Origin of the sequence: Kribbella sp. NPDC058693 (assembly GCF_042715335.1) — a bacterium.
Classification (GTDB): domain Bacteria; phylum Actinomycetota; class Actinomycetes; order Propionibacteriales; family Kribbellaceae; genus Kribbella; species Kribbella jiaozuonensis.
The window spans coordinates 1,625,999-1,648,769 of the sequence record NZ_JBHXSQ010000002.1 but is presented as its reverse complement, the minus strand read 5'-3'; the positions used below and the strand labels follow the sequence as shown (position 1 = coordinate 1,648,769).

Sequence of the window (22,771 nt, the reverse complement as noted above, 5' to 3'; positions counted from 1 at the left end):
CCTTTACCGGGGGCGCCGTGGGCCGGGTGCCCACGGCGCCGTTTCGTTGGTTCGTCAGCGCTGTTTAGTTGTCTTCGACGGCCGTTCCGCCGGGCCTGCCTGGAGATCGCTGGGGCCGGCGGTGGTCGGGGCGGAGGTGGTTGGTCCGACGGGGCGGGGGGCGACGGTGCTGTCGACCATGGCGACGATGCTGTAGACGCTGAAGCAGACAGCCGTCATTGCCAGTGCGCCGAGGAAGATGAGGACCTTCCTCCAGTTCTTGGCGATCGCGAAGGAGAAGGCGAAGATCAGCAGCAGTGCGAGTGCTTGGTTGCCGTCCATGATGTCCCCTCGATTCTTGATCCGCGTGTTCGACAGTTCCGGGGTTCCGGGCTCTGCCGAACCGCTGGCGATGCTTGGTGGCATCTGGTCTCATGGTCAGCCCGTGCAGTTGAGATCGGCAGGGGCGAGTTTTGCCACCAAATGGAGGACTTTGGCACGTGCAGGTGACTGCCTGACCAGCCACGGTTGCCAATCGGTCGACCGGTGGCTGCCAATTGGCAAGTCAGTCGTCGTCCGGGAAGAGTTCGTGATACTTCTTGTCGACGGTTTCGCGGAGCGGGTGAGCGGGTGCCCTGTGGTAGGTCTCCGCGAAACAGGCCATCGCGGCCGCTGCCCAGTGGATGTCTTGGATCGTGAGCTCGGCGTGGTCTGCCAGTCGCGCGGCCAGCGCGGCACAGAAGGCGTCGCGGGTGATCGAGGATTCTCTTAGGTCCGAGGACGGGGCCTCGATCGATTGTTGCGGCTTGCCTTGCCGGTAAACGGTGCCGCCTCGGTCGACCAAAAGGCAGAGTGAGGGCAGACCGAGGCTCAAGAGCTCGTTGCTGAGCAGTTGGGGGTCGTACATGGACTCCTCGGAGAACGCGAACTTTTCGAGCTCCCACAGGTGCGCCACGAGGTAGTCGATGTATCTCAGCGCCGAGCTGAGGAGATGGCCGTCGGCGTACGGCTGTCCTGGAGTCACGATCACGAGCGGCCGTGTCGAACTGGAGTTGACGAGGCTGAGCGTATGTCGAAGGACGGAGAGCGGCATCTCGAACGTCAGGAGCAGTACGTCGCACGACTTGATCGCGTCGGCCCGCTGATCGATGACCGAGCTGTCCAGCTCGACACCGTCGCGCCAGACGACGGCCGAACTGTTGCCCGCGGGCAGCTCGAGGATCCCGGTGGCCGGTGTTTGGAGTCTCTCCTGGTCGGAAGGGTTAGGGATGGTCCTGAGCAGCGAGGTGTCAACACCCTCGCGCATGAGCTGTGCCTTGATCTCCTCGCCGGCGCCGTCGGCGGCTATGGCCGCGATCAGCGAGACGTCGAGATTCAGGTGAGCCGCTGCGACTGCTTGGCTGAAGCCCTTGCCGCCGGGTGAACGGATGTAGTTCATCGCCATCGTGGAGGTGGCCACGTCGGGTATCGATCTGATCCGCCACAGGTGGTCCATCGCGACGCCGCCGACGACAACAACCCTTCCGGTCGTGGCCGAACGGGCACCTCGTGCTACTGGTGCCAGTGGTGGCTCGTCCGGTTCGATCAGCTCGACGACCGGAGCAGGATCCTCCAGCAGCTTGGCGAGCCGCTCGAAGACCTCGCCCTCTATTCGGTCGCGAAGTGTGTGCTCACCCGGTGGATCCGGCGTCGAGGTGGCGTCGTGCGCATGGTGAAACGCCTCCCAGTGCTCGATGAGCGTTTCGCGGCGGTTGCCCAAACCCCCGCGCTGCAGCATATACAGGGCACGGCGGGAGATGTCGTGCTCTCTGTAGAGGTCGAGGTAGATCCCCAGGTTGAGGATCGCGTCCGCGATGATGCGGTCGGTGACGGACTCGAGTTGCGGGACGTGTTCGACGACGACCTCGACGGCCGCCGCTGCCGGTTTGTTCCCGCTGCGGACCGCCTGGTTCTGAACGACCGGGAGACGGAGCAGAGCTGGGGCGGCGCGCGCCGACTGGAGGTGATTGGCTGTCAGTCCGTCGAATCGCCGGAGTGACTCGAACACGGACACCAGGATGGACGGCTCGGCCGGTCCTGGGCCATCAGTCTCGGACATGCGCGCGCCCCCCAGCACAGCGAGGTCAACATATTCATTATGCGGTTAACCGCGCTAGTCCGCGGTCCGGTCAGCGCGTCGTCGGATCGAGCAGGCGATTGATTCACTTCACGGAGCTCACCCAGTCGGTGGCTTGTGTGGGTTGGTGGTGGTGGACGGGGAGGCCGGGGGCTGGGTGGATCCAGATCGGTTGGTTGCGCCAGGCAAGGATCCCTTCGGCCGGCAGGATCATGGCCTGTGGGACGGCCTGCCACTCCGGGATGGCGGTGGGAAAGTGCGGAGGAGCGGCGGGACGGGTGGTTGGTACGGAGGGTGACTGTCCACAGATGCTTGGGGTTGTGGACAAGGCTATGGATAAGCGAGGTACGCCGGCACGAGGTCGATGGTGAGCGACAACGCGGCGCGGACCCGAGCGGGAACGTTCTGCCGTTCGGGTGCGTCTGGTCGGGGTTCTGACGTAGGCTGCTGCGGTCTGTCGATCGGCCAGGTCGGTGGGACGAACACGGGGAGCAGGATGAATAGCGGGCATGTGGAGTTGGGTAGGGCTCAGCAGGAGCGGTGGGAGGCGGCGTACGCGCGGCGGCCTCGACTGCATGGAGTGGGGCCTTCGGTGGCGGCGGAGTGGGCTGTGGGGGTGTTTGGGGCCGCGGGCATCGATGATGTGTTGGAGTTGGGGGCGGGGCACGGTCGGGATGCGCTTTTCCTGGCTCGGCAGGGGTTCAGTGTGCATGCCACCGACTTCAGCGAGGCGGCGCTCGATCAGTTGCGGCATGAGGCGCAGCGGGAAGGGCTCGATGATCGGGTGACGGCGGCGTTGCATGATGTGCGGGATCCGTTGCCGGTGGCTGATGCGACGGTCAACGCGGTGTTCGCGAATGTGCTGCTGAACATGGCGTTCTCGCCGGCCGAGTTGCGGGCGCTCGTTGCCGAGATCCATCGGGTTCTCTGTCCTGGCGGGGTTTTCGTGTACGCCGTGTGGTCGACGGCCGACCCGTGTTCGCGGCACTGGAACCGGCTCGACGACGGACTGTCGATGCACGACGGGTTCGTCGGGCGGTTCTTCGACGAGTCACTGGTGGGCGAGCTGTCCGAGCAGTGGCAGCTCGACGAGACCACGCCGTACGACGAAGGTCAGCGGCGGATGTGGCGGGTCACGATGACCAAACCCGGCCCGGAAAGCTGAAGCCGGCTCTAGATGTTCTGGTTCCGAACAGGTGAAGTTGCCTGCCGCATCGGCGTGCCAGATTGCGGTGTGGTCACCAAAGCGAAAAGTTGCATTGACGAACCCGACCGGTTCCGACAGGCTCGGTCCGCGTCTCACCTTCGACCATCGGAGATACAGCAATGCAGTGGTACATCGACGTTCTGAAGAAGTACGCCGTGTTCGACGGCCGGGCCCGCCGCAAAGAGTACTGGATGTTCGTGCTCTTCAACGTGATCGCCTCGATCATCCTGTCCATCCTGGACAAGATCCTCGGGCTCGACTTCGGCTCGGGCTCGACCAGCTCGTCCGGCTGGTTGTCGACGATCTACAGCCTGGCGGTGCTGCTGCCCACGATCGGTGTGGCGATCCGGCGTATGCACGACACCGGGCGTTCCGGCTGGTGGATCCTGATCAACCTGATCCCGTGTATCGGCTGGATCTGGTTCATCGTCCTGGCTGCCCAGGAGGGCAACGCCGGTGACAACCAGTACGGTCCGGACCCGAAGGCGGCCGAGCGGTTCGGCGGGCCGGGGCAGACCGGTCCGGCGGAGCCGGGTTACCCGACCGTCTGAGTCCAGACACAGCAGAAGGCCCCCGCGACAGCACGTCGCGGGGGCCTTCTGCATGACTCAGCTGGCCTGGCTGACGCTCGACATGTTGAAGTCGGGCACGAGCAGCGGCGGCGTCGCCGTCCGCGAGAAGTAGTCGCCCCACTCCCTCGAGTACGACGGAACCGTGGCGCCCGCGCTGGTGAACCGCGCGAGCAGGTCGACCGGGCTCTCGTTGAAGCGGAAGTTGTTGACCGCGCCCGTGACCTCGCCGCCCTCGACGAGGTAGACGCCGTCACGGGTCAGGCCGGTCAGCAGCAGCGTCTGCGGGTCGACCATCCGGATGTACCACAGACACGTCACCAGCAGACCGTTGTCGAGCCCGGCAACGAGATCGTCGGTCGAGCCGGTGCCGCCGTCGATGGACACGACATAGTTCGCGATGTCGGGCGTCGCGTCCGGTACGCCGATCAGCTCCGCCGTGTGCCGGCTCGTCATCAGGTGCTCGAGCTTCCCGCCGCGGATCCAGTCCGTCGCCTGCAACGTCAGCCCGTTGTCGAACACGCTCGACGACCCACCGGACGACCGCGCCACCGCGAACGCGAACGCCTCGAGACCGGCCAGCGCCGGATCCGAGTGCAGGTTCACGGGCTGCGATGACAGGGTGTCGCCGAGACGGGTGCCGCCGCCGGACTTCGAGAAGACGGTCTGGCCGTCGAAGGCGTCGCGCCCGTCGAGCTGCCAGTACAGGTACGTCATCAGGTCCGCGACCGCGGCCGGCGGCAGGATCGTCGGGTGCCGGCCGGCGTCGACCGAGACCGTCCGGGACGCCCAGCCGAGTCGGCGGGTGAGCTCGGTGTCGAGCGCGCCGGCATCGACATCGGCGAAGTCACGGGTCGCCGTGCCGACCCAGGCCGAGTGGCTGAGGTCCGCGTTCTTGCCGGTCGAGGAGACGTAGCCACGGGGGAGTGCCTGACGCAGCCGCAGTCCGGTCGACGAACCGACGTACAGCGTGACGACCTCGTGGTTGGCGAACCCGTACAGCCGGCGCCGCTCGAGGTCCGCGCGCTTGAGCGACTCGCCGAGCGAGGGCGCGAACTTCTCGTACACGCCGACCGTGGTCTCCTCGGGCTCGAGGTCCCAGTCGGCGCCGACCGTGCCGTCGACGAGCGGACGCGCGTCCTCGGCCGGTCCGGCGGTCCGGGCGGTCGCGATCGCTGCGGACACGATCTCGCGCAACGAGTCCTCGGTGACGGACGAGCGGCCGATGACGCCGGCCGCCGTACCCTCGCCGGATCCGACCGTCGCGATCACGGTCACGCTCGAGCCGCGCATCGCGCCGTTCGTGGTCAGGGTGTTGTTGGCCCAGCGCAGGTTCGTGCTGGAGGTCTCGGCGACGAGTACGACGCAGCCGTCGGCGCCCTCGGCCGCGGCCAGGGCCAGACCGCGCTCGATGGTGTCCTGGGGCGTGAGCTGAATCGTCACCGGCCGGCCTCCTGCGTGGTGTTGAGAATGCGGACGCTGCGGAACAGCGCGGACGGGCAGCCATGGGTGACCGCGCCGGACTGCGAGGGCTCGGCCTTGCCGCAGTTGAGCGCGCCGCCGAGCAGGTACGTCTGCGGGCCGCCGACTGCCTCCATCGAGCCCCAGAAATCGGTCGTGGTCGCCTGGTACGCCACGTCGCGGAGCTGACCGACGATCTTGCCGTCGACGATCTTGTAGAACCGCTGACCGGTGAACTGGAAGTTGTACCGCTGCATGTCGATCGACCAGGACTTGTCGCCGACGATGTAGATCCCGTTCTTCACCCGGCTGATCAGCTCCTCGGTGGATGGGCCGTCCGGCGCGGGCTGGAGCGAGACGTTGGCCATTCGCTGGATCGGGATGTGGCCGGAGGAGTCGGCGTACGCACAACCGTTGGAGCGCGGTGTGCCGAGCAGGTCCTCGTTCTTCTTCGCCATCCGGCGGTCGACCTGGTACCCGACCAGGATGCCGTCCTTGACCAGGTCCCACTGCTGACCGGCGACGCCCTCGTCGTCGTACCCGACGGTGGACAGGCCGTGCTCGACGGTGCGGTCGCCGGTGACGTGCATGACCGGCGAGCCGTACTTCAGCGTGCCGAGCTTGTCGGTGGTGGCGAAGCTGGTGCCGGCGTAGTTGGCCTCGTAGCCGAGGGCTCGGTCCAGCTCGGTGGCGTGGCCGATCGACTCGTGGATGGTCAGCCAGAGGTTCGTCGGGTCGATGACGAGGTCGTACTCGCCGGCCTCGACGGTCGGGGCGGCGAGTTTCTCGGCGAGCCAGCCGGGGATCTGGGCGAGCTCGTCATCCCAGTTCCACCCGGTGCCGGTCATGTACTCCCAGCCGCGGCCGGCCGGTGGGGCGCAGGTCGACATCGAGTCGAAGCGGTCCTCGGCGACGGCGTGGGCGGTGAGGTTCGGGCCGATGCGGACGCGTTGCTGGGTGTACGACGTGCCGGCGGTGTTCGCGAAGTACTTGCACTCGTTGATGGTCGCGACGTGGACGCTGACGTGGGCGACGCCGTCGGCCTTGAGGAGGCGGTCGCTGTAGTCGGTGAGCAGGGCGACCTTGTCGGCGCGCGGGACGGTGAACGGGTCGATCTCGTACGACGAGATCCAGGTGACGTCGTCGTACGCCGGCTCGTCGGCGAGCTCGATCGTCTCGGCGTTGATCGGGCGGGAGACCTGCGCCATGTTCACCGCCTGCTCGGCGACGCGGACCGCCTCGTCCTCGGTGAGCGCGACGCCGGCGGCGAATCCCCAGGTGCCGTCGTGGATCACGCGGACGGCGAGGCCGAGGTCCTCGTCGTCCTTCGCGCTCTCCAGGACGCTGTCGCGCAGCGAGATGGACTCGGACCGGATCCGCTCGAGCCGGAACTCGGCGTACGTCGCGCCGAGGTCGCGGGCACGCTGGAGCGCCGCTTGGGCGAGTTCATGACGGGGGAGGGCGAGGAAGCTCGCGTCAACTTCAGGCACGATGTCGACCTTATACAGGGAACCCGACAAAGCTGGGCGGTGTAGTGACAATGACAAGAAACCGCCTCGCTCCGCTCGGCGGGCTGGGTTGAGGGGCCCGGCTCCCGAGTGGGGTGGGGGGCTCGTTCGGCGGGGCTCCGCGGCTGGGTTGGTGGATGGGAGGCGTGATCGGGCAGGGCGATGAGGCTGAGGTTTTGGCTCGGGTGCGTGGGGGAGATGGGGCCGCGTACGGCGAGTTGGTGGATCGGTATGCCCTGATCGCGAAGCGGACGGCGGTGTTCTTGGGGGCTGGGGCGGACGCTGATGATGTGGTGCAGGAGGCGTTCGTCAAGGCCTACAGAGGGTTGGGCGGGTTTCGGGACGGGGCCGCGTTCCGGCCTTGGTTGTTGCGGATTGTTGCTAACGAGACCCGGAACGCGGTGCGGGCTCGGGGGCGCCGGTTGCGGCGGGAAGAGCTGGCGGCGCCGTTGGACGTCGTACTGGATCCGGCTGATGCGGCAGTGTCGCTGGAGCGTCGTACTGAGCTGCTGAACGCCGTGCGCACGCTCCCGGAGCCAATGCGGCTCGTGGTGACGTGCCGCTACCTCCTGGACCTGGACGAGCAGGAGACCGCCGTCGTACTCGGCTGGCCGCGCGGGACGGTCAAGTCACGCTTGCATCGCGCGCTGGGAAGACTCCGCGACGCCCTACCCGACAAGGAGGTGCAGCGATGAGCCTCGAAGACGAACTGCGGGCCGTCGGGCGGTCTGCCGTCGTACCTCCGGTTGACGACACCATGACAGCCACAGTGCTCACCCGCGTCGCCGACATCCCAGTCCGGAAGCGCCTCCGCGACAGGTGGCGTACCTTCCTGGCCGGCTTCCTCGTCATCCTCGCCGGCCTCGCACTAACCCCACCAGTACGCGCGACCGTCGCCGAGTGGCTGCGAATCGGCGGAGTCCAAGCCCAGCCTGTCGGCACCGGCCCGAGTACTGCGCCTCCAGTGCCGACCGTCGGAAGCCACCTGTCGCTGGAGCAGGCTGCGCAGACAGCCGGCTTCACCCCGAAGCTCCCGAAGCAGCTAGGCCCACCGATCGGAGTGGAGGCGTCGAATGGGTTCATCGCGACCAGTTGGACCGGTGTGCGGTTGGAGCAGTTCCAGACCGGCATCGATCCGCTGTACATGAAGCGGTACTACGGCAGCCTCGAGTACATCGAGGAGATCAACGCGTTCTGGTTCAAGACCCCGCACGACCTGGTGCTGGTGAACAAGCACGTCGTACGGATAGCCGGCCCCACGCTGGTCTGGGAGCGCGACGGCGTGACCTTCCGCCTCGAAGGCGTCGACAAGACACGGGCAATAGAACTGGCGAGCGGAACCTCCTGATCACCGGCGGTGTAACCACCAGTGGAAGGAGCGCCGCCATGATCCGTCGTACTCTCGCTTTGGTCGTTGCACTGTTCGCCTTCACCGCACTCCCGGCTCACGCAGGAGGTCCCACCAGCGTCCTGCTCAGCGCACCGCCCAACGTCACCGCCGTCGGTTACGACGACACGCGGTACTACGAACTCCAGAACCTGATCCAAACCCCGTCCACCGCCGATCCAGGCAGCGAGATCCACAGCATCGGCAAGTTCGTCCGTGCGACCTGGCTGATCCATGACATGAGCGTGTGGCGGATCGACATCGTCTACCCGGACGCGCCCGGCGGTCCGTGGATCTCGACCGAGGAGTTCATGGACGGCAGCAAGCCCGCCAAGCCGACCTGGCACCGCGCGGCCGATCCGGAGCGGCTGCTCGAGGTGCTCCGCTCGTTCCGGATCCTCGACGGCAAGTTCGACGGCGGCCCCACCCTCGACGACGGCTACTCGGTCGCCGACGCGCCCGTCACGACACCCGCGCCGACGCCCGCGCCTGCACAGTCCCAGGTGGCGACCACCAACGTCTTCACCGGCTGGCGCTGGATCATCCCCGGCGTCCTGATCGGCGCAGCGGCCGCAGTCCTCGCCGTCCGCCTGTTCCCGAAGCGCCGCTGGGAGCTGATCGACTAAATCGTCGCTCCGAGCTCGAAGCCCGCAAACAGCCGTCCACCGTACTCAGCGAGGATGTGGTCCACGGCAACCACCAGCCGGTCGTCCTCCGCCCGTACGCCATCCATCAACGCAGCAGCGAGCGCAGCGTCGTACGCCGACACCTCCCGCAGCAGCCCCTTGCCAGTGCCGGACCAACGCCCGGCACCGGTCAGCAACAGCCGCGCCGCGTCCTGCCACAGCACCGACGCGATCGCCAGCCGCACGTCACCGGATGCATCCGACAGGTCGTCCAGCAGATTGGTGATCGTGTAGCGCAGGAGGTCCAGCTCGTCACGGGACAGCGGCCGAGGCCCAGCAGCCACCTCGGCCAGGTACTCCTCCTTCAACCGCACCCCAGACCCATCCGTGTCCAGCAGTACGACGGACTCCCCGACGAGCCGCATTATCGTCGGCTGGCGTCGCGCCTGGTCCTTGTCGGCGAAATGACGCAGCGACTTCTCGGTGTGCACGAACAGCTCGACCGGCCACCCGCCGTACTCCAGCGACTTCCGCATCGGCGCCGGGGGACCGTCCAGCAGCACAGTGATGTCCAGGTCGGACGTAGTACTCGCGTCACCGCGCGCCACGCTGCCGCCGAGCCAGGCGGCCCGGGCATCCGGATACAGCTCCAGTACGAGTTGGCGTGCGACGTCTATCACGACAGTGTCAGCCAACGCAGCAGTTCTCGGAACGCATTTGCCGGCGGGATGTGACCGCCCACGTAGTACTTGCGCTCGGCGTGCGGCATCGCGGCTGACAGGAAGTCGACGTACTTGCCGGCACGTTCGTCGGCCGAGCCGTGCCAGAGGCTGACCGGGACCCGGATGTCGCCCAGCTCGAAGCCCCACGGCGTGGCGAAGGCCACGTGGTCGTCCAGCCAGCCGTCGTGGCTGGTGACGAAGGTCGCGGTCAGCCGAGCCATCGCCGACGGGTCCTCCCGGGCCGGGGGACCCGGATCAGCTCCCGGTTGCGGCGGGATCTCCGGGCCACCTGCCTCGACCACAGCCATGATCGAGCGGGCCGTCTCCTCGAACCCGGGCCGGAGGTCGCCGTGCACCGCCTGCCACGAGGTGCGGTTGCGGCGTGGGTCCGCGAGCTCTTCCTCCTCGGTCGGCTCCGGACCGTCCACGATCGGCGGCGCGTTGCTGCCGATCACCGCGCACCTCGTCACCCGGTCGGGCAACAGTGCAGCGCACGCCAGGGCGTGCGGCCCGCCGCCAGAGCCTCCTGTGACGGCGAAGCGGTCCCAGCCCAGCGCATCGGCCACCGCAGCAGCGTCCTCGGCCACGGACGCGACAGTCCGGCCTGGTTGGCGGGTTGACCCGCCGTAGCCGGGTCGGTCCGGGGTAGCCAGTCGCACACCGGACGACTCGATCGCCGCCAGCGCGTCCGGCCGCTTCCAGCGGGTTGACGGAGTACCGCTGAACGAGAGCGCCGGCAGCCCGTCCTCGGCGCCGTGGAGGCTGTAGAGAACCATCCGCTCACCGATCCGCACCATGCTGTCCACGAGCGGAGCGTAACCATCCCTGACCAGCTAACCGAATCCACAGTTACCAACCCGAGATTCTCGGAATTCGAGATGCAACGGCGGTGGTGGAAGGATGCGGCCTAGGTTTTGTCGGCTGTAAGAAATCAACCAGTCGGGAGTGCTTGTGAGTTCCTCGGTCGCCGGGACCGTTTCGCCCACCCGGCAAGCGTTGCGCCGGCTGCGGCGTGACCGTAGCGCGCGGGTCGGCGTCGTACTGGTCGTCGTGCTGATCGTGATCGCGGCGGCCGCGCCGTTGCTGGTGCGGCTCTCCGGCCAGGACGCGACGACGTATCACATCGACCTGCTCGATCCGAACCGCGGGAACGCGCCGGCCGGTCCGCTCGGCGGGATCAGCGGCACGCACTGGTTCGGCGTGGAGCCGTTGACCGGCCGGGACCTGTTCTCGATCGTCGTCCTCGGCCTGCGTACGTCGTTGTTCATCGCGGTCGTCGTCACCGCGATCACCACGATCGTCGGCACGCTGGCCGGCATCAGCGCGGCGTACTTCGGCGGCTGGTACGACGCGGTCATGTCGCGGCTGCTCGACTTCCTGTTCGGCTTCCCGCAGCTGGTCTTCATGATTGCCCTCGGCATCATCATCCCGGCCAGGTTCCCGCGCTGGCTGCTGCTGATCCTGGTGCTGAGCTTCTTCGGCTGGGCCGGCCTGGCCCGGCTGATCCGCAACCAGGCCCGGTCGCTGGTCACCCGCGAGTTCGTCGAGGCGGCCCGCAGCGTCGGCTCGACCGGCTGGATGGTCATCACCCGAGAGCTGCTGCCGAACCTGCTCGGCCCGGTGCTGGTGATCGCCACGCTGGCCATCCCCGGCTACATCGGCGCCGAGGCGGCGCTGTCGTTCCTCGGCGTCGGCGTACCACCGCCGACACCGAGCCTCGGGCGGTCGATCTCGGACTCGATCGCCTGGGTGTACACCGGCGCGGACCCGTGGTTCCTGCTGTTCCCGGGCACGATGCTGTTCGTCGCAGTACTGGGCTTCACGCTGCTCGGTGACGGCGTACGGGACGCGTTCGACGTCCGGTTGCGGAGGACGAGCTGATGCCCGATCTCGCCTGGTTCGTCTTCCGGCGGCTGTTCGCGGCCGTGCTCGTGATGCTCGCGCTGAGCCTCGCCGTCTACCTGGTCTTCTACGCGATCCCCGCCGACCCGGCCCACCTGGCCTGCGGCAAGCCCTGTACGCCGGACCGCCTGGAGCAGGCCCGCCACTTCATGCAGCTCGACCAGAGCACCCTGCAGCAGTATCTGAGCTTCCTGAAGGGCATCTTCGCCGGCCGCACCTTCGGTGAAGGTACGGCGGCCGTGCACTGCAACGCGCCCTGCTTCGGGTACTCGTTCCCGCTGGCCCGCCCGGTCACCACGCTGATCCTGGACCGGCTGCCGGTCACCGCCTCGATCGCGATCGGCGCCGCCGTACTGTGGCTGCTGCTGGGCGTCTCGCTCGGCGTCATCGCCGCGCTGAACCGCGGCCGCATCCTCGACCGGCTCGCGATCGGGGTCGCGCTGATCGGGGTGTCGACGCCGTCGTTCCTGCTCGGTCTGCTGGCGATCCTGGTGTTCGGCTTCTGGCTCAACATGGTCCCGGTCAACGGCTACGTCCCGCTCACCGAGAGCCCGGTCGACTGGGCCTGGCACCTGATCACGCCGTGGATCGTGCTCGCGGTCCTGCAAGCGGCGTCGTACATCCGGCTGACCCGGTCGCAGATGCTCGAGGAGCTGAACCTCGACTACATCACCACGGCCCGGGCGAAGGGCGCCGGCGAGCTGCGGGTGGTCGTGACGCACGGTCTCCGCGGCGTACTCGTGCCGGTCGTCACGCTGTTCGGCCTGGATCTCGGCGGTCTGCTCGGCGGTGCGATCCTGACCGAGAAGGTCTTCAGCATGCAGGGCCTCGGCGATCTGCTGATCAGCGCGGTCGGTGCGCTCGACGTGGCCGTGGTCGTCGGCGTGACGCTGTTCTCGGCCTTCCTGATCATCCTCGCGAACCTGGTGGTGGACATAGTGCACGGTGTGCTCGACCCGAGGGTGAGCCATGGCTGAGCCAGTTCTCGAAGTGCACGACCTGCACGTCACGTTCAACACCGAGGGCGGCCTGGTCCCCGCCGTCGACGGCATCGACTTCGCCGTCGCGCCGGGGCAGACGCTCGCGATCGTCGGCGAGTCCGGCTCCGGCAAGAGCGTCAGCTCGGCCGCCGTGATGGGCCTGCTGCCGTCGAACGCCGACGTGACCGGCGAGGTGCTGCTGGACGGCCGCGAGCTGATCGGCCTGCCGAACGACGAACTCCGCAAGATCCGCGGCAACGACATCGCGATGGTCTTCCAGGACGCCCTGTCCGCGCTGAACCCGTACTACAGCGTCGGCTGGCAGGTCGCCGAGGCGTACCGGCTGCACCACGACGTCTCGAAGAGCAAGGCGCGCCGGCGCGCGATCGAGATGCTCGACAAGGTCGGCATCCCGGACGCGGCCCGCCGGGCCGACAGCTACCCGCACGAGTTCTCCGGGGGAATGCGGCAGCGGGTCGTGATTGCTATGGCTCTGGTGAACGACCCGAAAGTGCTGATCGCGGACGAGCCGACGACCGCACTCGATGTCACCGTGCAGGCACAGATCATGCGCCTGCTCGACGACGTACAGGCCGAGTTCGGTACGGCGCTGGTCCTGATCTCGCACGATCTCGGCGTCGTCGCCGAGGTCGCGGACGACGTTCTGGTCATGTACGCCGGACGCGCCGCCGAGCGCGGTACGGTCCGCGACATCTTCTTCCGGGCCGCCCACCCGTACGCGCTGGGTCTGCTCGGGGCGATGCCGCGGGTCGACGTACCGCCGAAGCCGCGACTGACCACGATCCCCGGCAGCCCGCCCACGCCGGGCTCGATCACGACCGGTTGCCCGTTCCAGCCACGCTGCGCCTACACGCATCTGGTCGGCGAACGCTGCATCACCGAGCGTCCCGAGCTGACCCCGCGCCCCGGACAGGGCGATCACGAGGCGGCCTGCCACCTCGGCCGACGGCCGGAGGTGCTCTTGTGAGCGAAGAGCTGCTGAACCTCAAGGACGTCAAGAAGTACTTCGGTCTGCGCGGCGCCCCGTGGCGCAAGGCGCAGGCCGTCCGCGCGGTCGACGGCGTGAACCTCGTTGTCCGCAAGGGCGAAACGGTCGGCCTCGTCGGCGAGTCCGGATCGGGCAAGTCGACCCTGGCCCGCGTGGCGACGCGCCTGCTCGACCCGACCCAGGGGCGGGTCGAGATCGGCGGCACCGACGTCACCAAGGTGCGTGGCCGCCGGCTGCGGCCGGTCCGCCGGAAGATCCAGATGGTCTTCCAGGACCCGCAGGCCTCGCTGAACCCACGGCAGTCGGTCGGCACGATCCTGAGTACGCCGTTCCGCGCGCAGGGGATCCGTCCGAGCCGGGCCCAGCTGGTCGAGCTGCTGGAGCAGGTCGGCCTCGCCGAGCAGTACCTCGAGCGGTACCCGCACGAGTTCTCCGGCGGTCAACGCCAGCGGATCGGGATCGCCCGGGCGCTGTCGGTCAAGCCGGAGCTGCTGGTCTGTGACGAGCCCGTGTCCGCGCTCGACGTCTCCGTCCAGGCGCAGGTACTGAACCTGCTCGCCGACCTCCGCGACGAGCTCGGCCTGTCGTACGTGCTGGTCGCGCACGATCTCGCCGTCGTCCGGCAGGTGGCCGACCGGATCGCGGTCATGTACCTCGGCACGATCGTCGAGGAGGGTCCCGCCGCGCAGGTCTACGAGGCGCCGGCGCATCCCTACACGAAGGCGCTGCTGTCCGCCGTACCGGTGCCTGAGCCGGGCGTGGAGCGGGACCGGATCGTCCTGACCGGCGATGTTCCGACGCCTATCGACCCGCCGTCCGGCTGTCCGTTCCGGACCCGCTGCTACAAGGCGCAGGACGTGTGTGCGACCGAACGACCGGTGCTCGAGCCCGTCCAGGGTTCGACCGAACACCGGGCCGCCTGCTACTTCCCTGAGCCCCCACCCCTTGAGAGGAAAGCATGAAACGCATAACCCGAGCGGTCGCGGTAGCGGCCGCGCTGGCGCTGGCGGCGGCCGCTTGCAACGCCAATGACAAGTCCGCCTCAGGTGGCGGCAGCACCGCCGCCGCGGAGCAGGGCGGCACCCTGCACTTCCTCAGCACCGCCAAGGAGGTCAGCTACGACCCGGCCAAGAGCCAGAACCTGGGCATCAGCGGCATCCACCTGGTGCTGCGCGGCCTGACGTCGTGGAAGACCGACCCGAGCAAGCCGACCGAACTGGTCCCGGACCTGGCCACCGACACCGGTCAGGTCAGCGACGGCGGCAAGACCTGGACCTACAAGCTCAAGCCGGGCCTCAAGTACGCCGACGGGTCGCCGATCGTTGCCGGTGACATCAAGTACGGCGTCGAGCGGTCGTTCGCGCCGGAGCTGTCCGGCGGTCTCGGCTACCACAAGTCGCTGCTGGTCGGCGGCGACAAGTACACCGGTCCGTACAAGGGCGGCGACCTGGCCTCGGTCCAGACGCCGGACGACACCACGATCGTCTTCAAGCTGAACAAGCCGTACGGCGACTGGCCGTGGATCGTCAGCATGCCGGCGTTCTCGCCGGTGCCGAAGAAGGCCGACACCGACCCGGCGCACTACGGCGAGAAGCCGATGGCCAGCGGCCCGTACCAGGTGCAGTCGTACACGCCGGGCTCGAAGCTCGTGCTGACCCGCAACCCGAACTGGGACAAGTCGACCGACCCGGCCCGGACCGGTCTGCCGGACTCGATCGTGACCGACATGGGTCTGCAGCCCGACGTCGTCAACCAGCGCCTGATCGCGGACGCCGGCGACGACAAGTCCGCCGCCACCACCGGCACCTCGGTCCCGGCCGCGCTGATCCCGACCGTCACCGGCAACCCCGCGGTGAAGGCCCGGGTGGCGACGTCCACGTCCGGTGCTCTGATGTACCTGGCGATGAACACGCAACGCCCCGCGCTCGCCAAGCCCGAGGTCCGCAAGGCGATCCAGTACGCCGTCGACAAGCAGGCCGTCCAGGTCGCCGAGGGCGGTCCGGAGTTCGGCGGTGAACTCGCCACGACCCTGATCACGCCGGGTATCGACGGCTTCAGCAAGTTCGACCTGTTCCCGGCGCCGCCGGCGGGTGACCCGGACAAGGCCAAGCAGATGCTCGCGGCCGCCGGCGCCGCCAACCTCAACCTGGTGCTGGCCGCCGACAACACGACCGGTCTCGGCGTGGCGCAGGCGATCCAGCAGGGCCTGAAGCGGGCCGGGATCACGGTCACGATCAAGCCGCTGGACAGCGAGCCGCTGACCGACCTGATCACCGGGAACAAGCCGGACTTCGACCTGACCGTGTCGAGCTGGCTGCCGGACTTCCCGTCCGCGATCGGCAACATCCAGCCGCTGTTCGCGTCCTCGGAGATCGGCAACGGCGGGTACAACATCTCCCGCTACTCGAACCCGGCGGTGGACTCCGCGATCGCTGCGGCGACGGCCGAGTCGGACCGGACCAAGGCGGCCGGGATGTGGGGTGCGCTCGACAAGCAGATCATGGCCGACGCTCCGGTGGTGCCGCTGATCTACGCGCGGAACGCGTTCCTGCACGGGTCGAAGGTGCAGAACTTCTACCTGCCGCAGTACCCGCCGTACCCGAACACGCTGATCCTCGGGCTCAGCAAGTAGCAGTTACGTCCGGCCCTCGGATTCCTGGGCCTCGAAGAGGGTCGGCTGGGTCTCGGCATCGAGTCCCCAGTCGGCCCTCATCACCGTGTAGCCGGCCTTCTGCGCGGCCGCGATCACCTTGACGTCGTCGTCGACGAGTACGGCGACCGGGCGCTGCTCGGCGAGGCGTTGCAGCCGGCCGAGCTTCATCATCGTCGACGGGCGCCGGTCGGTGTTGCCGCGCATGTACAGCTTCCCGTCCGGGAACCCGTTGTCCTTCAGCCACTTCAGCGTGTCCCGCCGCAGCCGCTCCGGCCGCCCGGTCAGGTAGACGATCTCGTGCTCGGCCGCCAGCGTCGTCGCGACCGCGAGCCCCTCGTCGAGTACGGCGTCCTCCTTGGCGTGCGCGAAGAACGAGTCCCAGTCCTTCGGCTTCCGCTCGATGAGGTGGATCCGCCGGCTGGTGTCGGACAGCGTCGCGTCGATATCGAGTACGGCGTACGGTCGCTCGTCATCCATGCTGTTCAGCTTCCCAGGTCGCGCGATCGACGCCGTACTGGACCTCGCCGAACTCGGTCCCGGGGAGCGGATCGTCGAAATGCTCGTGGTAGATCTTCAGGAATCGCAGGCCGGACCGCCGCATGACGGCCCGCGAGCGATGGTTGACCGCCATCGTGTCGGCCTCGACCCGCTCCATCCCGAGGCTGAAGGCGTGAGCGATCAGCGACCGCGTGCCTTCGGTCGCATAGCCCTTGCCCCACGCGGCCCGAAGCAACCGATAGCCGACGCCGACAGTCCTGGCGTCGGTCGTGGGCTGCATCCCGAACCATCCGATGAAGACGCCGTCGGCCTCGGCGGCGAACGTCCCGAGCTGCGGGTGTTCGGCGTACACCTTGAGGATGTCCGGCAGTACGACGTTCTCGATCTCGTCGCGTGGGGTCGGCTGACCGGTCAGGAACCGCATCACCTCGGGGTCGGAGTCCAACGCCACCAGCAGTTCGACATCGGCCGGCGTGAACCGGCGGAGCGTCAGCCGATCGGTCTCGAGGTAGGTCGCCACCTCAGGATCGTAGGCTGTTCGCATGGCTGAGGTCTGGTTGATTACAGGTGCCAACGCAGGGTTCGGACGGGCGTTGACGGAGGAGGCGCTGGCGGCCGGTCACACCGTGGTCGCGGCGGTGCGGCGGCCCGAGGCGATGGGGCTGGAGCACGAGCGGTTGACGGTGGTGAAGCTGGATGTGACGGACGGCGAAGCGATTCCGGCGGTTGTCGCGGACGTGCTCGCGCGGCACGGGCGGATCGATGTACTCGTGAACAACGCCGGCCGCGGGATGGTCGGGGCGGCGGAGGAGACGACCGACGAGGAACTGCGCGGGTTGATGGAGCTGCACTTCTTCGGGCCGGTCGCGTTGACGAAGGCCGTGCTGCCGGGGATGCGGGCGCAGAAGAGCGGCACGATCGTGCAGTTGAGCAGTCAGGGTGGCCGGTTCGCGTTCGCCGGGATCAGCGCGTACAGCGGGTCGAAGTTCGCGATCGAGGGCTGGTCGGAGGCGCTCGCGGCCGAGACGAAGCAGTTCGGCATCCGCGTGATCATCGTCGAGCCCGGCGCGTTCCGTACGTCGTTCAACGAGCCGAGCGCGCTGTACGTGACCGAGATCAGCGACACGTACGAGGGTCCGGTCGGCGCCGTCCGCGACGCCCTCTCCAACGGCAACGGCACCCAGCCCGGCGACCCGGTCCGCGCCGCACAAGCCATCCTCACGGCCGTCGCAAGCCCGGAACCACCGCTGCGCCTGCCGCTCGGCTCGGACGCCGTGGACTCGCTCCAGGGCGTGTACGCCGGTGCCCAGAGCGAGGTCGCGGCCTGGGAGAACCTTTCCCGGAGCGCCGACTTCCCCGGATGACGACCGTCCGGAGTGTGGGCGGTGTGCGGCGCTTCTGAGTGTTGAGTGTGCGACTGTCGGTGGCTCGGGTTAGCGTTCATCCCGCAATGGACGAGTCGATCACGTTTCTGCACAGCTCGGACTGGCAGCTGGGGATGATGCGCCGGTTCCTGGGGCCGGACGGTCAGGCCCGGTGGGGCCAGGCGCGGCTGGATGCTGTCGCGCGGATCGGCGAGGTCGCGGAGCAGACCGGGGCGGCGTTCGTGGTCGTCACCGGCGACGTGTTCGAGCACAACCAGGTCGAGCGGCAGACGATCCTGCGCGCTTGCGAAGCGCTCAAGCGGATCCCGGTGCCCGTCGTACTGCTGCCCGGCAACCACGACGCACTCGAGCCCGGCTCACTGTGGACGTCGAGCCAGTGGCAGGCGCACGCTCCGGAGCACGTGACGGTCCTGACCGAAACGACGCCTTTCCAGATCGTGCCGGGAGTCGAGCTCGTCGGCGCGCCGTGGCGTTCGCGCCGCCCGCTCTCGGATCCGGCCGCGCCTGGGTACGCCGACCTCACGCCGGAGCCCGGGATCATCCGGATCCTGCTCGCCCACGGTCAGCTGACCAGCCTGTCCGGCGGCATGTCCGACGTACCGACGATCGACCAGACGGCGCTGGAGGCCGCGGTCGCGGACGGCCGGCTGCAGTACGTCGGGCTCGGTGACCGGCACTCGACGACGAAGGTGACCGACCGGATCTGGTTCTCCGGGACGCAGGAGGTCACATCGCCCGAGGAGGACGCGCCGGGCAACGTGCTGAAGGTGACCATCGGCGGTGACCAGATCGAGGTCGAGCCGGTGCGGGTCGGAGCGTGGCACATGGTCGACCACCGGGTCGAGTTGTTCGACGAGGAGTCGATCCAGGCGCTCGAGGACTGGTTCGCCGAGCTCCCGGACAAGGAGCGGACGTACGTACGGCTGGCCGGCGACGGCTCGTTGCCGCTGCCGTTGCTGAGTCGGCTGGACGCGATGATCGACGCGCAGGGCGAGGTGTTTGCCAGCGTGGAGCGATGGGCCAAGTTCTGGACCGTCCGGCCCGCACCGGATGCGGCCGACCTGGAGTCGTTGCAGCTGAGCGGTCCGGCCCGTGCCGCGATGGAGGAGCTACGGCAGGCGCTGGCCGGCGGCGACGAGGGCGCGGGTGCGGCGTTGTCGTTGATGCACCGATTGGCGCGGGACGCGGGATGAGATTGCACAGCTTGGCGCTACGGGACTTCCGTGGCGTCAAAGAACGCATTGTCCGGTTCCGCGCGCTCGGCACCACCGTCGTGGTCGGCGACAACGAGGTCGGCAAGTCCAGCCTGGTCGAGGCGTTCGGGCTGGTCTTCGAGCTGCCCGACGACTCGAAGTCGACCCGGATCCGCGACATCCAGCCGGTCGGCCAGGATGTCGGCCCGGAGGTCACCGCCGAGCTGAGCCTCGGCGGCCGCGAGCTGACGTACTCCAAGCGCTGGCTGAAGAACCGCTCCACCGAGCTGACCATCGTCGAGCCGGACGGACGGCGACAGTCGTGGACCGGTCGCGAGGCGCACAACGAGGCGGAGCGGCTGTTCCACGAGAACGTCGATCCGGTGCTGTGGCAGACGCTGATGGTGAGCCAGGGCCAGTCGTTGGTGCTGCCAACGCCGGCCGATGCAGAGCCGCTGATCACCGCGGTGACCGCCGAGTCGGGGACGCCGGTCGACGGCGCGTCGATGCCGCTGGTGACGGCAGTCGAGCACGAGTACCTGCGGTACTGGACGCCGCGCGGGAAACCGACCGGCGACTACGCGCGGTCCGCGAAGACCGTGTCCGCGGCCGAGCTGGGTGCGGCGCAGGCGTTGCAGGCGATGGAGGAGGTGCAGTCCGACATCCGGCGGGCCGAGCGGCTCAACCTCGACCTCTCCGACGTCGACACCCGGCTGTCCGACCACCTGAAGTCGGTCGAGGAACTGCGCGAACGCAAGAAGGCGACCGACGAGATCCTGCTGCGCCGCGATTCGGTGCGCTCGCGGGCGGAGACCGCCCGGGCCCGGCTGGAGAACCACACCCGGACCCGGCTGGATCGCGAGCGGCTGCTGGACGAGGTCGAGCGGTTCACGAAGTTCGAGGCCGAGCTGGCCGCTCGTCGGGCCGACGCGGACCTCGTCGCGAAGACAGCGGCCGAGATCGTGCAGGCCGCGGAGGCGGCGCTGGCCGAGGTCGTCGAGCTGAAGGACCTCCGGCGTACGGACGTACAGGCGGCCGAGCGGCGGGTCTCGGACCTGATGGATCGCGCCGAGCTTGATCGGCTGCTCGGGCAGCAGACCGAGCTGGTCGACGTACGTGCGCGGATCGCGGCCGCCGGGACGATCCTGGACCGGATCAAGGTCGACGACGCGATCGTTGCGGCGCTCGAGGATGCTCGGGCGGCGGTGGTCGAGGCCCGCGCGGCGCTCGCGGCCGGCGTACCTGAAGTGTCGGTACGGCGGCTTGGCGCGGAGCCCGTGGAATTGTCGGGGACCGGTCTGGACGGGGCAGTGCCGTCGGAGCTGGGGTTCGACGAGGCGGCGCAGGTGCTCGTCTCGGGCGAGCTTGTGATCGGCGTACCGGGTCAGCTCGAGGTGACCGTGCGGGCCGGTGGCGAGGCGGCGACGCTACGGTCGCGGGTCGACGACGCCGTACGGCGGGAGAAGGACCTGCTGAAGAAGGCCGGCGTGAAGGACGTCGCCGCCGCGCGGGAGTTGCTGCGGAAGGCTGACACCGCGACGGCTGAGCTGAATGAGGCTCGCCGGACGGAGAAGTCGCTGACGGCCGGAGGCGATCCGGGGGAGCGGATCGCCGTACTGTCCGCGCGGCTGGGTCCTGAGGACGAGGCGGAGGAGTCTGGGAAGCCTGCGGTTGAAGGCGTTCCGGGGCAGATGTCGCTGTTTGCGGAGTTCGCGGAGTTCGCGTCGCCGCACGACACGTTGTTCGACGACATCGACGAGCCCGCGCCGGCCCCCGACGACCTTGCGGGTGCGCAGCGAGTGCTTGAAGAGGCGCGGAGCGGTCTGGCCGAGGTCGAGCGGTTGCTGGCGGACGCGGAGTTTGCGGCTGCGCAGGCGCGGAAGGCGGCTGACGAGGATCGGTCCGAGGCGCAGAACGCACGTGCCCGGTCTGAGCTGGCGGGGGAGCGGTTGGAGTCCGCGGTCGAGGCGCTCGACGCTGCGCGGGCCGTGCTCGACGACGACGGTGTGTCGGCGGCTGAGTCCGAGGCGACGGCTGACGTCGAGGCGGTGCTCGAGGAGCTGACCGTCGTACAGGAGCAGGCGGACGCGGCCGGGGCTGATCAGGTCGCGGGCGAGCTGACGCACGCGTTGGCGGTGGCGAAGAGGCTGCAGGGCGAGCGGGACACGCTGCGCGATGCGTTGCGTACGACGGAGGGCCGGCTGGAGCAGTCCGGCCGGGACGGGCTTGCGACCCGGCGGGACGTGGCCGACCTGGAGCTGGCCGCCGTACGCGCGGAGCACGACAGCCTGGAGCGACGGGCGGAGGCGGCGCGGCGCGTGTACGAGACGCTCAGCCGGCATCGGGCCGAGGCACAGACGAAGTACTCCGAACCGCTGCAGACCCGGATCGAGTCGCTGGGACGCAGCGTCTACGGGCCGTCGTTCCGGGTCTGGCTGGACGACGATCTCGCGGTCGCGGAGCGGGAGCTGGACGGCATACGGCTGCGCGTCGAGGCGCTGTCGACCGGCGCTCAGGAGCAGCTGGCGATCATCACCCGGCTGGCGATCAGCCACCTGGTCAGCACCGGCGAGGGCAGCGTCCCGGTCATCTTCGACGACGCCCTCGGCTGGTCCGACAAGGCCCGCCTCCGCGACATGGGCGCCCTTCTCGGCCGAGCCGGCGACCACGGCCAGATCATCATCCTCACCTGCATGCCCGACCGCTACGAATACGTCCCCAAAGCAACCTTCATCAAGCTGGACGCGTGATCCGTTCCGGGGCCGAGTAGACGACGCAGCGTTCGCCTCGGGTGAAGCCGGCGAGGGTGATGTTGGACTGGCGGGCCAGGTCGACGGCGAGGCTGGAGGGGGCGCTGACGGCGACGATCATGCCGATGCCGGCGGCGACGGCCTTCTGGACGATCTCGTAGCCGGCGCGGCCGCTGACGGCGAGGACCAGGCCCTTGCGGCTGTGGTGGTTGAGGACGGTCCAGCCGACGACCTTGTCGACGGCGTTGTGGCGGCCGACGTCCTCCTTCACCACGATCTTGCGGCCGTCGGCGGTGAACAGGCCGGCCGCGTGCAGTCCGCCGGTGCGGTTGAACGTGGTCTGGCCCTCGCGGAGCAGATCGGGCAGACGCCGTACGACGTCGACCGGGACCTCGACCAGGTCCACCGGGTCGTACTCGCGCTCGGCGAGTTCGTCGAGGGACTGCTGGCCGCAGACGCCGCAGGCGGCCGATGTGACGCCGTACCGCTGGGGTGGTTCACGGTCCGGGGGACCGTCGAAGGTGACGGTGACGGTGTTGAACTGCTGCTCACGGGTCAGTGTGACATCGGTGCAGTAGGCAACCGTCCGGATCGCGTCCGGGCGCACCGCGAAACCTTCACCGAGGCAGAAGCCGGCAGCGAGCTCGAAGTCGGAGCCGGGCGTGCGCATCGTGACGACCAGTGGTTCGGGCGGTCGCCCTGGCCACTCCAGCCGCAGCTCCAGCGGCTCCTCGGTGGTGACGACGTCCTCACGCCGCGACGTCCGCTCACCATCGAGCACCTCGACTTTGAACCTCGTGGCCGGTCCCTTGGTCATACAACAACA

General features: G+C 68.5%; 22 protein-coding genes. 13 read left to right on the top strand and 9 right to left on the bottom strand.

Annotated elements, in window-relative coordinates; genetic code table 11:
- Nucleotides 1-54: 54 nt before the first annotated feature.
- Together ACFWUU_RS17485 and ACFWUU_RS17480 are read right to left on the bottom strand one after the other, a co-directional pair.
- Nucleotides 55-321 (bottom strand): hypothetical protein, encoded by a 267-nt coding sequence (locus ACFWUU_RS17485; RefSeq protein WP_380176755.1) that lies wholly within the window; start codon nt 319-321, stop codon nt 55-57.
- Nucleotides 322-544: 223 nt separating this feature from the next.
- Nucleotides 545-2,077, bottom strand: coding sequence for a PfkB family carbohydrate kinase (locus tag ACFWUU_RS17480; RefSeq protein ID WP_380176754.1), 1,533 nt, complete (start codon nt 2,075-2,077; stop codon nt 545-547).
- 382 nt (nt 2,078-2,459) lie between these two features.
- On the opposite strand from ACFWUU_RS17480, the gene ACFWUU_RS17475 reads away from it, so the two are divergent.
- Nucleotides 2,460-3,260, top strand: coding sequence for a class I SAM-dependent methyltransferase (locus ACFWUU_RS17475; protein WP_380176752.1), 801 nt, complete (start codon nt 2,460-2,462; stop codon nt 3,258-3,260).
- Between the two features lie 161 nt (nt 3,261-3,421).
- A complete protein-coding gene (locus ACFWUU_RS17470) occupies nt 3,422-3,853 on the top strand; it encodes a DUF805 domain-containing protein (protein ID WP_137254790.1) in 432 nt (143 codons plus the stop codon).
- 57 nt (nt 3,854-3,910) lie between these two features.
- Here ACFWUU_RS17470 and ACFWUU_RS17465 read toward each other — a convergent pair whose 3' ends face one another.
- Together ACFWUU_RS17465 and ACFWUU_RS17460 are read right to left on the bottom strand one after the other, a co-directional pair.
- Nucleotides 3,911-5,314, bottom strand: a complete 1,404-nt coding sequence (locus ACFWUU_RS17465; protein WP_380176750.1) for a metallopeptidase TldD-related protein — start codon at nt 5,312-5,314, stop codon at nt 3,911-3,913.
- Nucleotides 5,311-6,822: a TldD/PmbA family protein gene (locus ACFWUU_RS17460; RefSeq protein WP_380176748.1), complete on the bottom strand. Its 1,512-nt coding sequence runs from the start codon at nt 6,820-6,822 to the stop codon at nt 5,311-5,313. Before ACFWUU_RS17460 ends, ACFWUU_RS17465 begins: the two co-directional genes overlap by 4 nt.
- Before the next feature lie 155 nt (nt 6,823-6,977).
- On the opposite strand from ACFWUU_RS17460, the gene ACFWUU_RS17455 reads away from it, so the two are divergent.
- Genes ACFWUU_RS17455 through ACFWUU_RS17445 form a run of 3 tightly spaced genes read left to right on the top strand, consistent with a single transcriptional unit; the run spans nt 6,978 to nt 8,853 of the window.
- Nucleotides 6,978-7,535, top strand: coding sequence for an RNA polymerase sigma factor (locus ACFWUU_RS17455; RefSeq protein WP_380176746.1), 558 nt, complete (start codon nt 6,978-6,980; stop codon nt 7,533-7,535).
- The gene (locus tag ACFWUU_RS17450; RefSeq protein WP_380176744.1) at nt 7,532-8,188 is read left to right on the top strand and encodes a hypothetical protein; all 657 of its coding nucleotides are present in this window, start codon (nt 7,532-7,534) and stop codon (nt 8,186-8,188) included. Before ACFWUU_RS17455 ends, ACFWUU_RS17450 begins: the two co-directional genes overlap by 4 nt.
- A 38-nt stretch (nt 8,189-8,226) precedes the next feature.
- Nucleotides 8,227-8,853 (top strand): hypothetical protein, encoded by a 627-nt coding sequence (locus tag ACFWUU_RS17445; protein WP_380176742.1) that lies wholly within the window; start codon nt 8,227-8,229, stop codon nt 8,851-8,853.
- Here ACFWUU_RS17445 and ACFWUU_RS17440 read toward each other — a convergent pair.
- Nucleotides 8,850-9,548, bottom strand: a complete 699-nt coding sequence (locus ACFWUU_RS17440) for a nucleotidyltransferase domain-containing protein (RefSeq protein ID WP_380176740.1) — start codon at nt 9,546-9,548, stop codon at nt 8,850-8,852. The two genes, ACFWUU_RS17445 and ACFWUU_RS17440, sit on opposite strands and share 4 nt — an antisense overlap.
- On the bottom strand, nt 9,530-10,372 hold the full coding sequence (locus tag ACFWUU_RS17435) for an alpha/beta fold hydrolase (RefSeq protein WP_380176871.1): 843 nt from the start codon (nt 10,370-10,372) through the stop codon (nt 9,530-9,532). The genes ACFWUU_RS17440 and ACFWUU_RS17435 overlap by 19 nt, the downstream gene beginning before the upstream one ends.
- Before the next feature lie 154 nt (nt 10,373-10,526).
- Here ACFWUU_RS17435 and ACFWUU_RS17430 point away from each other — a divergent pair, with 154 nt between their 5' ends.
- Genes ACFWUU_RS17430 through ACFWUU_RS17410 form a run of 5 tightly spaced genes read left to right on the top strand, consistent with a single transcriptional unit; the run spans nt 10,527 to nt 16,098 of the window.
- Complete coding sequence (locus tag ACFWUU_RS17430) at nt 10,527-11,456, top strand: ABC transporter permease (protein WP_380176738.1); 930 nt, start codon at nt 10,527-10,529, stop codon at nt 11,454-11,456.
- Nucleotides 11,456-12,454 carry an ABC transporter permease gene (locus tag ACFWUU_RS17425; RefSeq protein ID WP_137254797.1) on the top strand — a complete coding sequence of 333 codons (999 nt, stop codon included), beginning with the start codon at nt 11,456-11,458 and terminating at the stop codon, nt 12,452-12,454. Before ACFWUU_RS17430 ends, ACFWUU_RS17425 begins: the two co-directional genes overlap by 1 nt.
- Nucleotides 12,447-13,445 carry an ABC transporter ATP-binding protein gene (locus tag ACFWUU_RS17420; RefSeq protein ID WP_380176736.1) on the top strand — a complete coding sequence of 333 codons (999 nt, stop codon included), beginning with the start codon at nt 12,447-12,449 and terminating at the stop codon, nt 13,443-13,445. Before ACFWUU_RS17425 ends, ACFWUU_RS17420 begins: the two co-directional genes overlap by 8 nt.
- A complete protein-coding gene (locus ACFWUU_RS17415; protein ID WP_380176734.1) occupies nt 13,442-14,428 on the top strand; it encodes an ABC transporter ATP-binding protein in 987 nt (328 codons plus the stop codon). Before ACFWUU_RS17420 ends, ACFWUU_RS17415 begins: the two co-directional genes overlap by 4 nt.
- Entirely contained in the window at nt 14,425-16,098 is a 1,674-nt protein-coding gene (locus tag ACFWUU_RS17410; protein ID WP_380176732.1) for an ABC transporter substrate-binding protein, read from the top strand. Before ACFWUU_RS17415 ends, ACFWUU_RS17410 begins: the two co-directional genes overlap by 4 nt.
- A gap of 3 nt (nt 16,099-16,101) precedes the next feature.
- Here the strand turns inward: ACFWUU_RS17410 and ACFWUU_RS17405 are convergent, their stop codons facing one another.
- Together ACFWUU_RS17405 and ACFWUU_RS17400 are read right to left on the bottom strand one after the other, a co-directional pair.
- Entirely contained in the window at nt 16,102-16,596 is a 495-nt protein-coding gene (locus tag ACFWUU_RS17405; RefSeq protein WP_380176730.1) for an HAD family acid phosphatase, read from the bottom strand.
- Nucleotides 16,589-17,137, bottom strand: coding sequence for a GNAT family N-acetyltransferase (locus ACFWUU_RS17400; RefSeq protein WP_380176728.1), 549 nt, complete (start codon nt 17,135-17,137; stop codon nt 16,589-16,591). Before ACFWUU_RS17400 ends, ACFWUU_RS17405 begins: the two co-directional genes overlap by 8 nt.
- Before the next feature lie 22 nt (nt 17,138-17,159).
- On the opposite strand from ACFWUU_RS17400, the gene ACFWUU_RS17395 reads away from it, so the two are divergent.
- The 3 genes from ACFWUU_RS17395 to ACFWUU_RS17385 all read left to right on the top strand — a co-directional run bounded on the left by ACFWUU_RS17395 (nt 17,160) and on the right by ACFWUU_RS17385 (nt 21,945).
- Complete coding sequence (locus ACFWUU_RS17395) at nt 17,160-17,981, top strand: oxidoreductase (protein WP_380176726.1); 822 nt, start codon at nt 17,160-17,162, stop codon at nt 17,979-17,981.
- Between the two features lie 86 nt (nt 17,982-18,067).
- Nucleotides 18,068-19,195 (top strand): exonuclease SbcCD subunit D, encoded by a 1,128-nt coding sequence (locus ACFWUU_RS17390; protein ID WP_380176723.1) that lies wholly within the window; start codon nt 18,068-18,070, stop codon nt 19,193-19,195.
- The gene (locus ACFWUU_RS17385; RefSeq protein WP_380176721.1) at nt 19,192-21,945 is read left to right on the top strand and encodes an AAA family ATPase; all 2,754 of its coding nucleotides are present in this window, start codon (nt 19,192-19,194) and stop codon (nt 21,943-21,945) included. The genes ACFWUU_RS17390 and ACFWUU_RS17385 overlap by 4 nt, the downstream gene beginning before the upstream one ends.
- Here the strand turns inward: ACFWUU_RS17385 and fdhD are convergent.
- On the bottom strand, nt 21,929-22,762 hold the full coding sequence (gene fdhD / locus ACFWUU_RS17380; protein WP_380176719.1) for a formate dehydrogenase accessory sulfurtransferase FdhD: 834 nt from the start codon (nt 22,760-22,762) through the stop codon (nt 21,929-21,931). The genes ACFWUU_RS17385 and fdhD overlap by 17 nt on opposite strands.
- Nucleotides 22,763-22,771 lie beyond the last annotated feature (9 nt).

Excerpts from the sequence above, each read along its gene's own strand:
- ACFWUU_RS17485 (WP_380176755.1), bottom strand. The coding sequence starts at position 321 with ATGGACGGCAACCAAGCACTCGCACTGCTGCTGATCTTCGCCTTCTCC.
- ACFWUU_RS17390 (WP_380176723.1), top strand. The coding sequence starts at position 18,068 with ATGGACGAGTCGATCACGTTTCTGCACAGCTCGGACTGGCAGCTGGGG.
- ACFWUU_RS17420 (WP_380176736.1), top strand. The coding sequence starts at position 12,447 with ATGGCTGAGCCAGTTCTCGAAGTGCACGACCTGCACGTCACGTTCAAC.
- fdhD (WP_380176719.1), bottom strand. The coding sequence starts at position 22,762 with ATGACCAAGGGACCGGCCACGAGGTTCAAAGTCGAGGTGCTCGATGGT.
- ACFWUU_RS17455 (WP_380176746.1), top strand. The coding sequence starts at position 6,978 with ATGGGAGGCGTGATCGGGCAGGGCGATGAGGCTGAGGTTTTGGCTCGG.
- ACFWUU_RS17405 (WP_380176730.1), bottom strand. The coding sequence starts at position 16,596 with ATGGATGACGAGCGACCGTACGCCGTACTCGATATCGACGCGACGCTG.
- ACFWUU_RS17475 (WP_380176752.1), top strand. The coding sequence starts at position 2,460 with ATGGTGAGCGACAACGCGGCGCGGACCCGAGCGGGAACGTTCTGCCGT.
- ACFWUU_RS17480 (WP_380176754.1), bottom strand. The coding sequence starts at position 2,077 with ATGTCCGAGACTGATGGCCCAGGACCGGCCGAGCCGTCCATCCTGGTG.
- ACFWUU_RS17470 (WP_137254790.1), top strand. The coding sequence starts at position 3,422 with ATGCAGTGGTACATCGACGTTCTGAAGAAGTACGCCGTGTTCGACGGC.
- ACFWUU_RS17395 (WP_380176726.1), top strand. The coding sequence starts at position 17,160 with ATGGCTGAGGTCTGGTTGATTACAGGTGCCAACGCAGGGTTCGGACGG.
- ACFWUU_RS17385 (WP_380176721.1), top strand. The coding sequence starts at position 19,192 with ATGAGATTGCACAGCTTGGCGCTACGGGACTTCCGTGGCGTCAAAGAA.
- ACFWUU_RS17425 (WP_137254797.1), top strand. The coding sequence starts at position 11,456 with ATGCCCGATCTCGCCTGGTTCGTCTTCCGGCGGCTGTTCGCGGCCGTG.
- ACFWUU_RS17410 (WP_380176732.1), top strand. The coding sequence starts at position 14,425 with ATGAAACGCATAACCCGAGCGGTCGCGGTAGCGGCCGCGCTGGCGCTG.
- ACFWUU_RS17435 (WP_380176871.1), bottom strand. The coding sequence starts at position 10,372 with ATGGTGCGGATCGGTGAGCGGATGGTTCTCTACAGCCTCCACGGCGCC.
- ACFWUU_RS17450 (WP_380176744.1), top strand. The coding sequence starts at position 7,532 with ATGAGCCTCGAAGACGAACTGCGGGCCGTCGGGCGGTCTGCCGTCGTA.
- ACFWUU_RS17445 (WP_380176742.1), top strand. The coding sequence starts at position 8,227 with ATGATCCGTCGTACTCTCGCTTTGGTCGTTGCACTGTTCGCCTTCACC.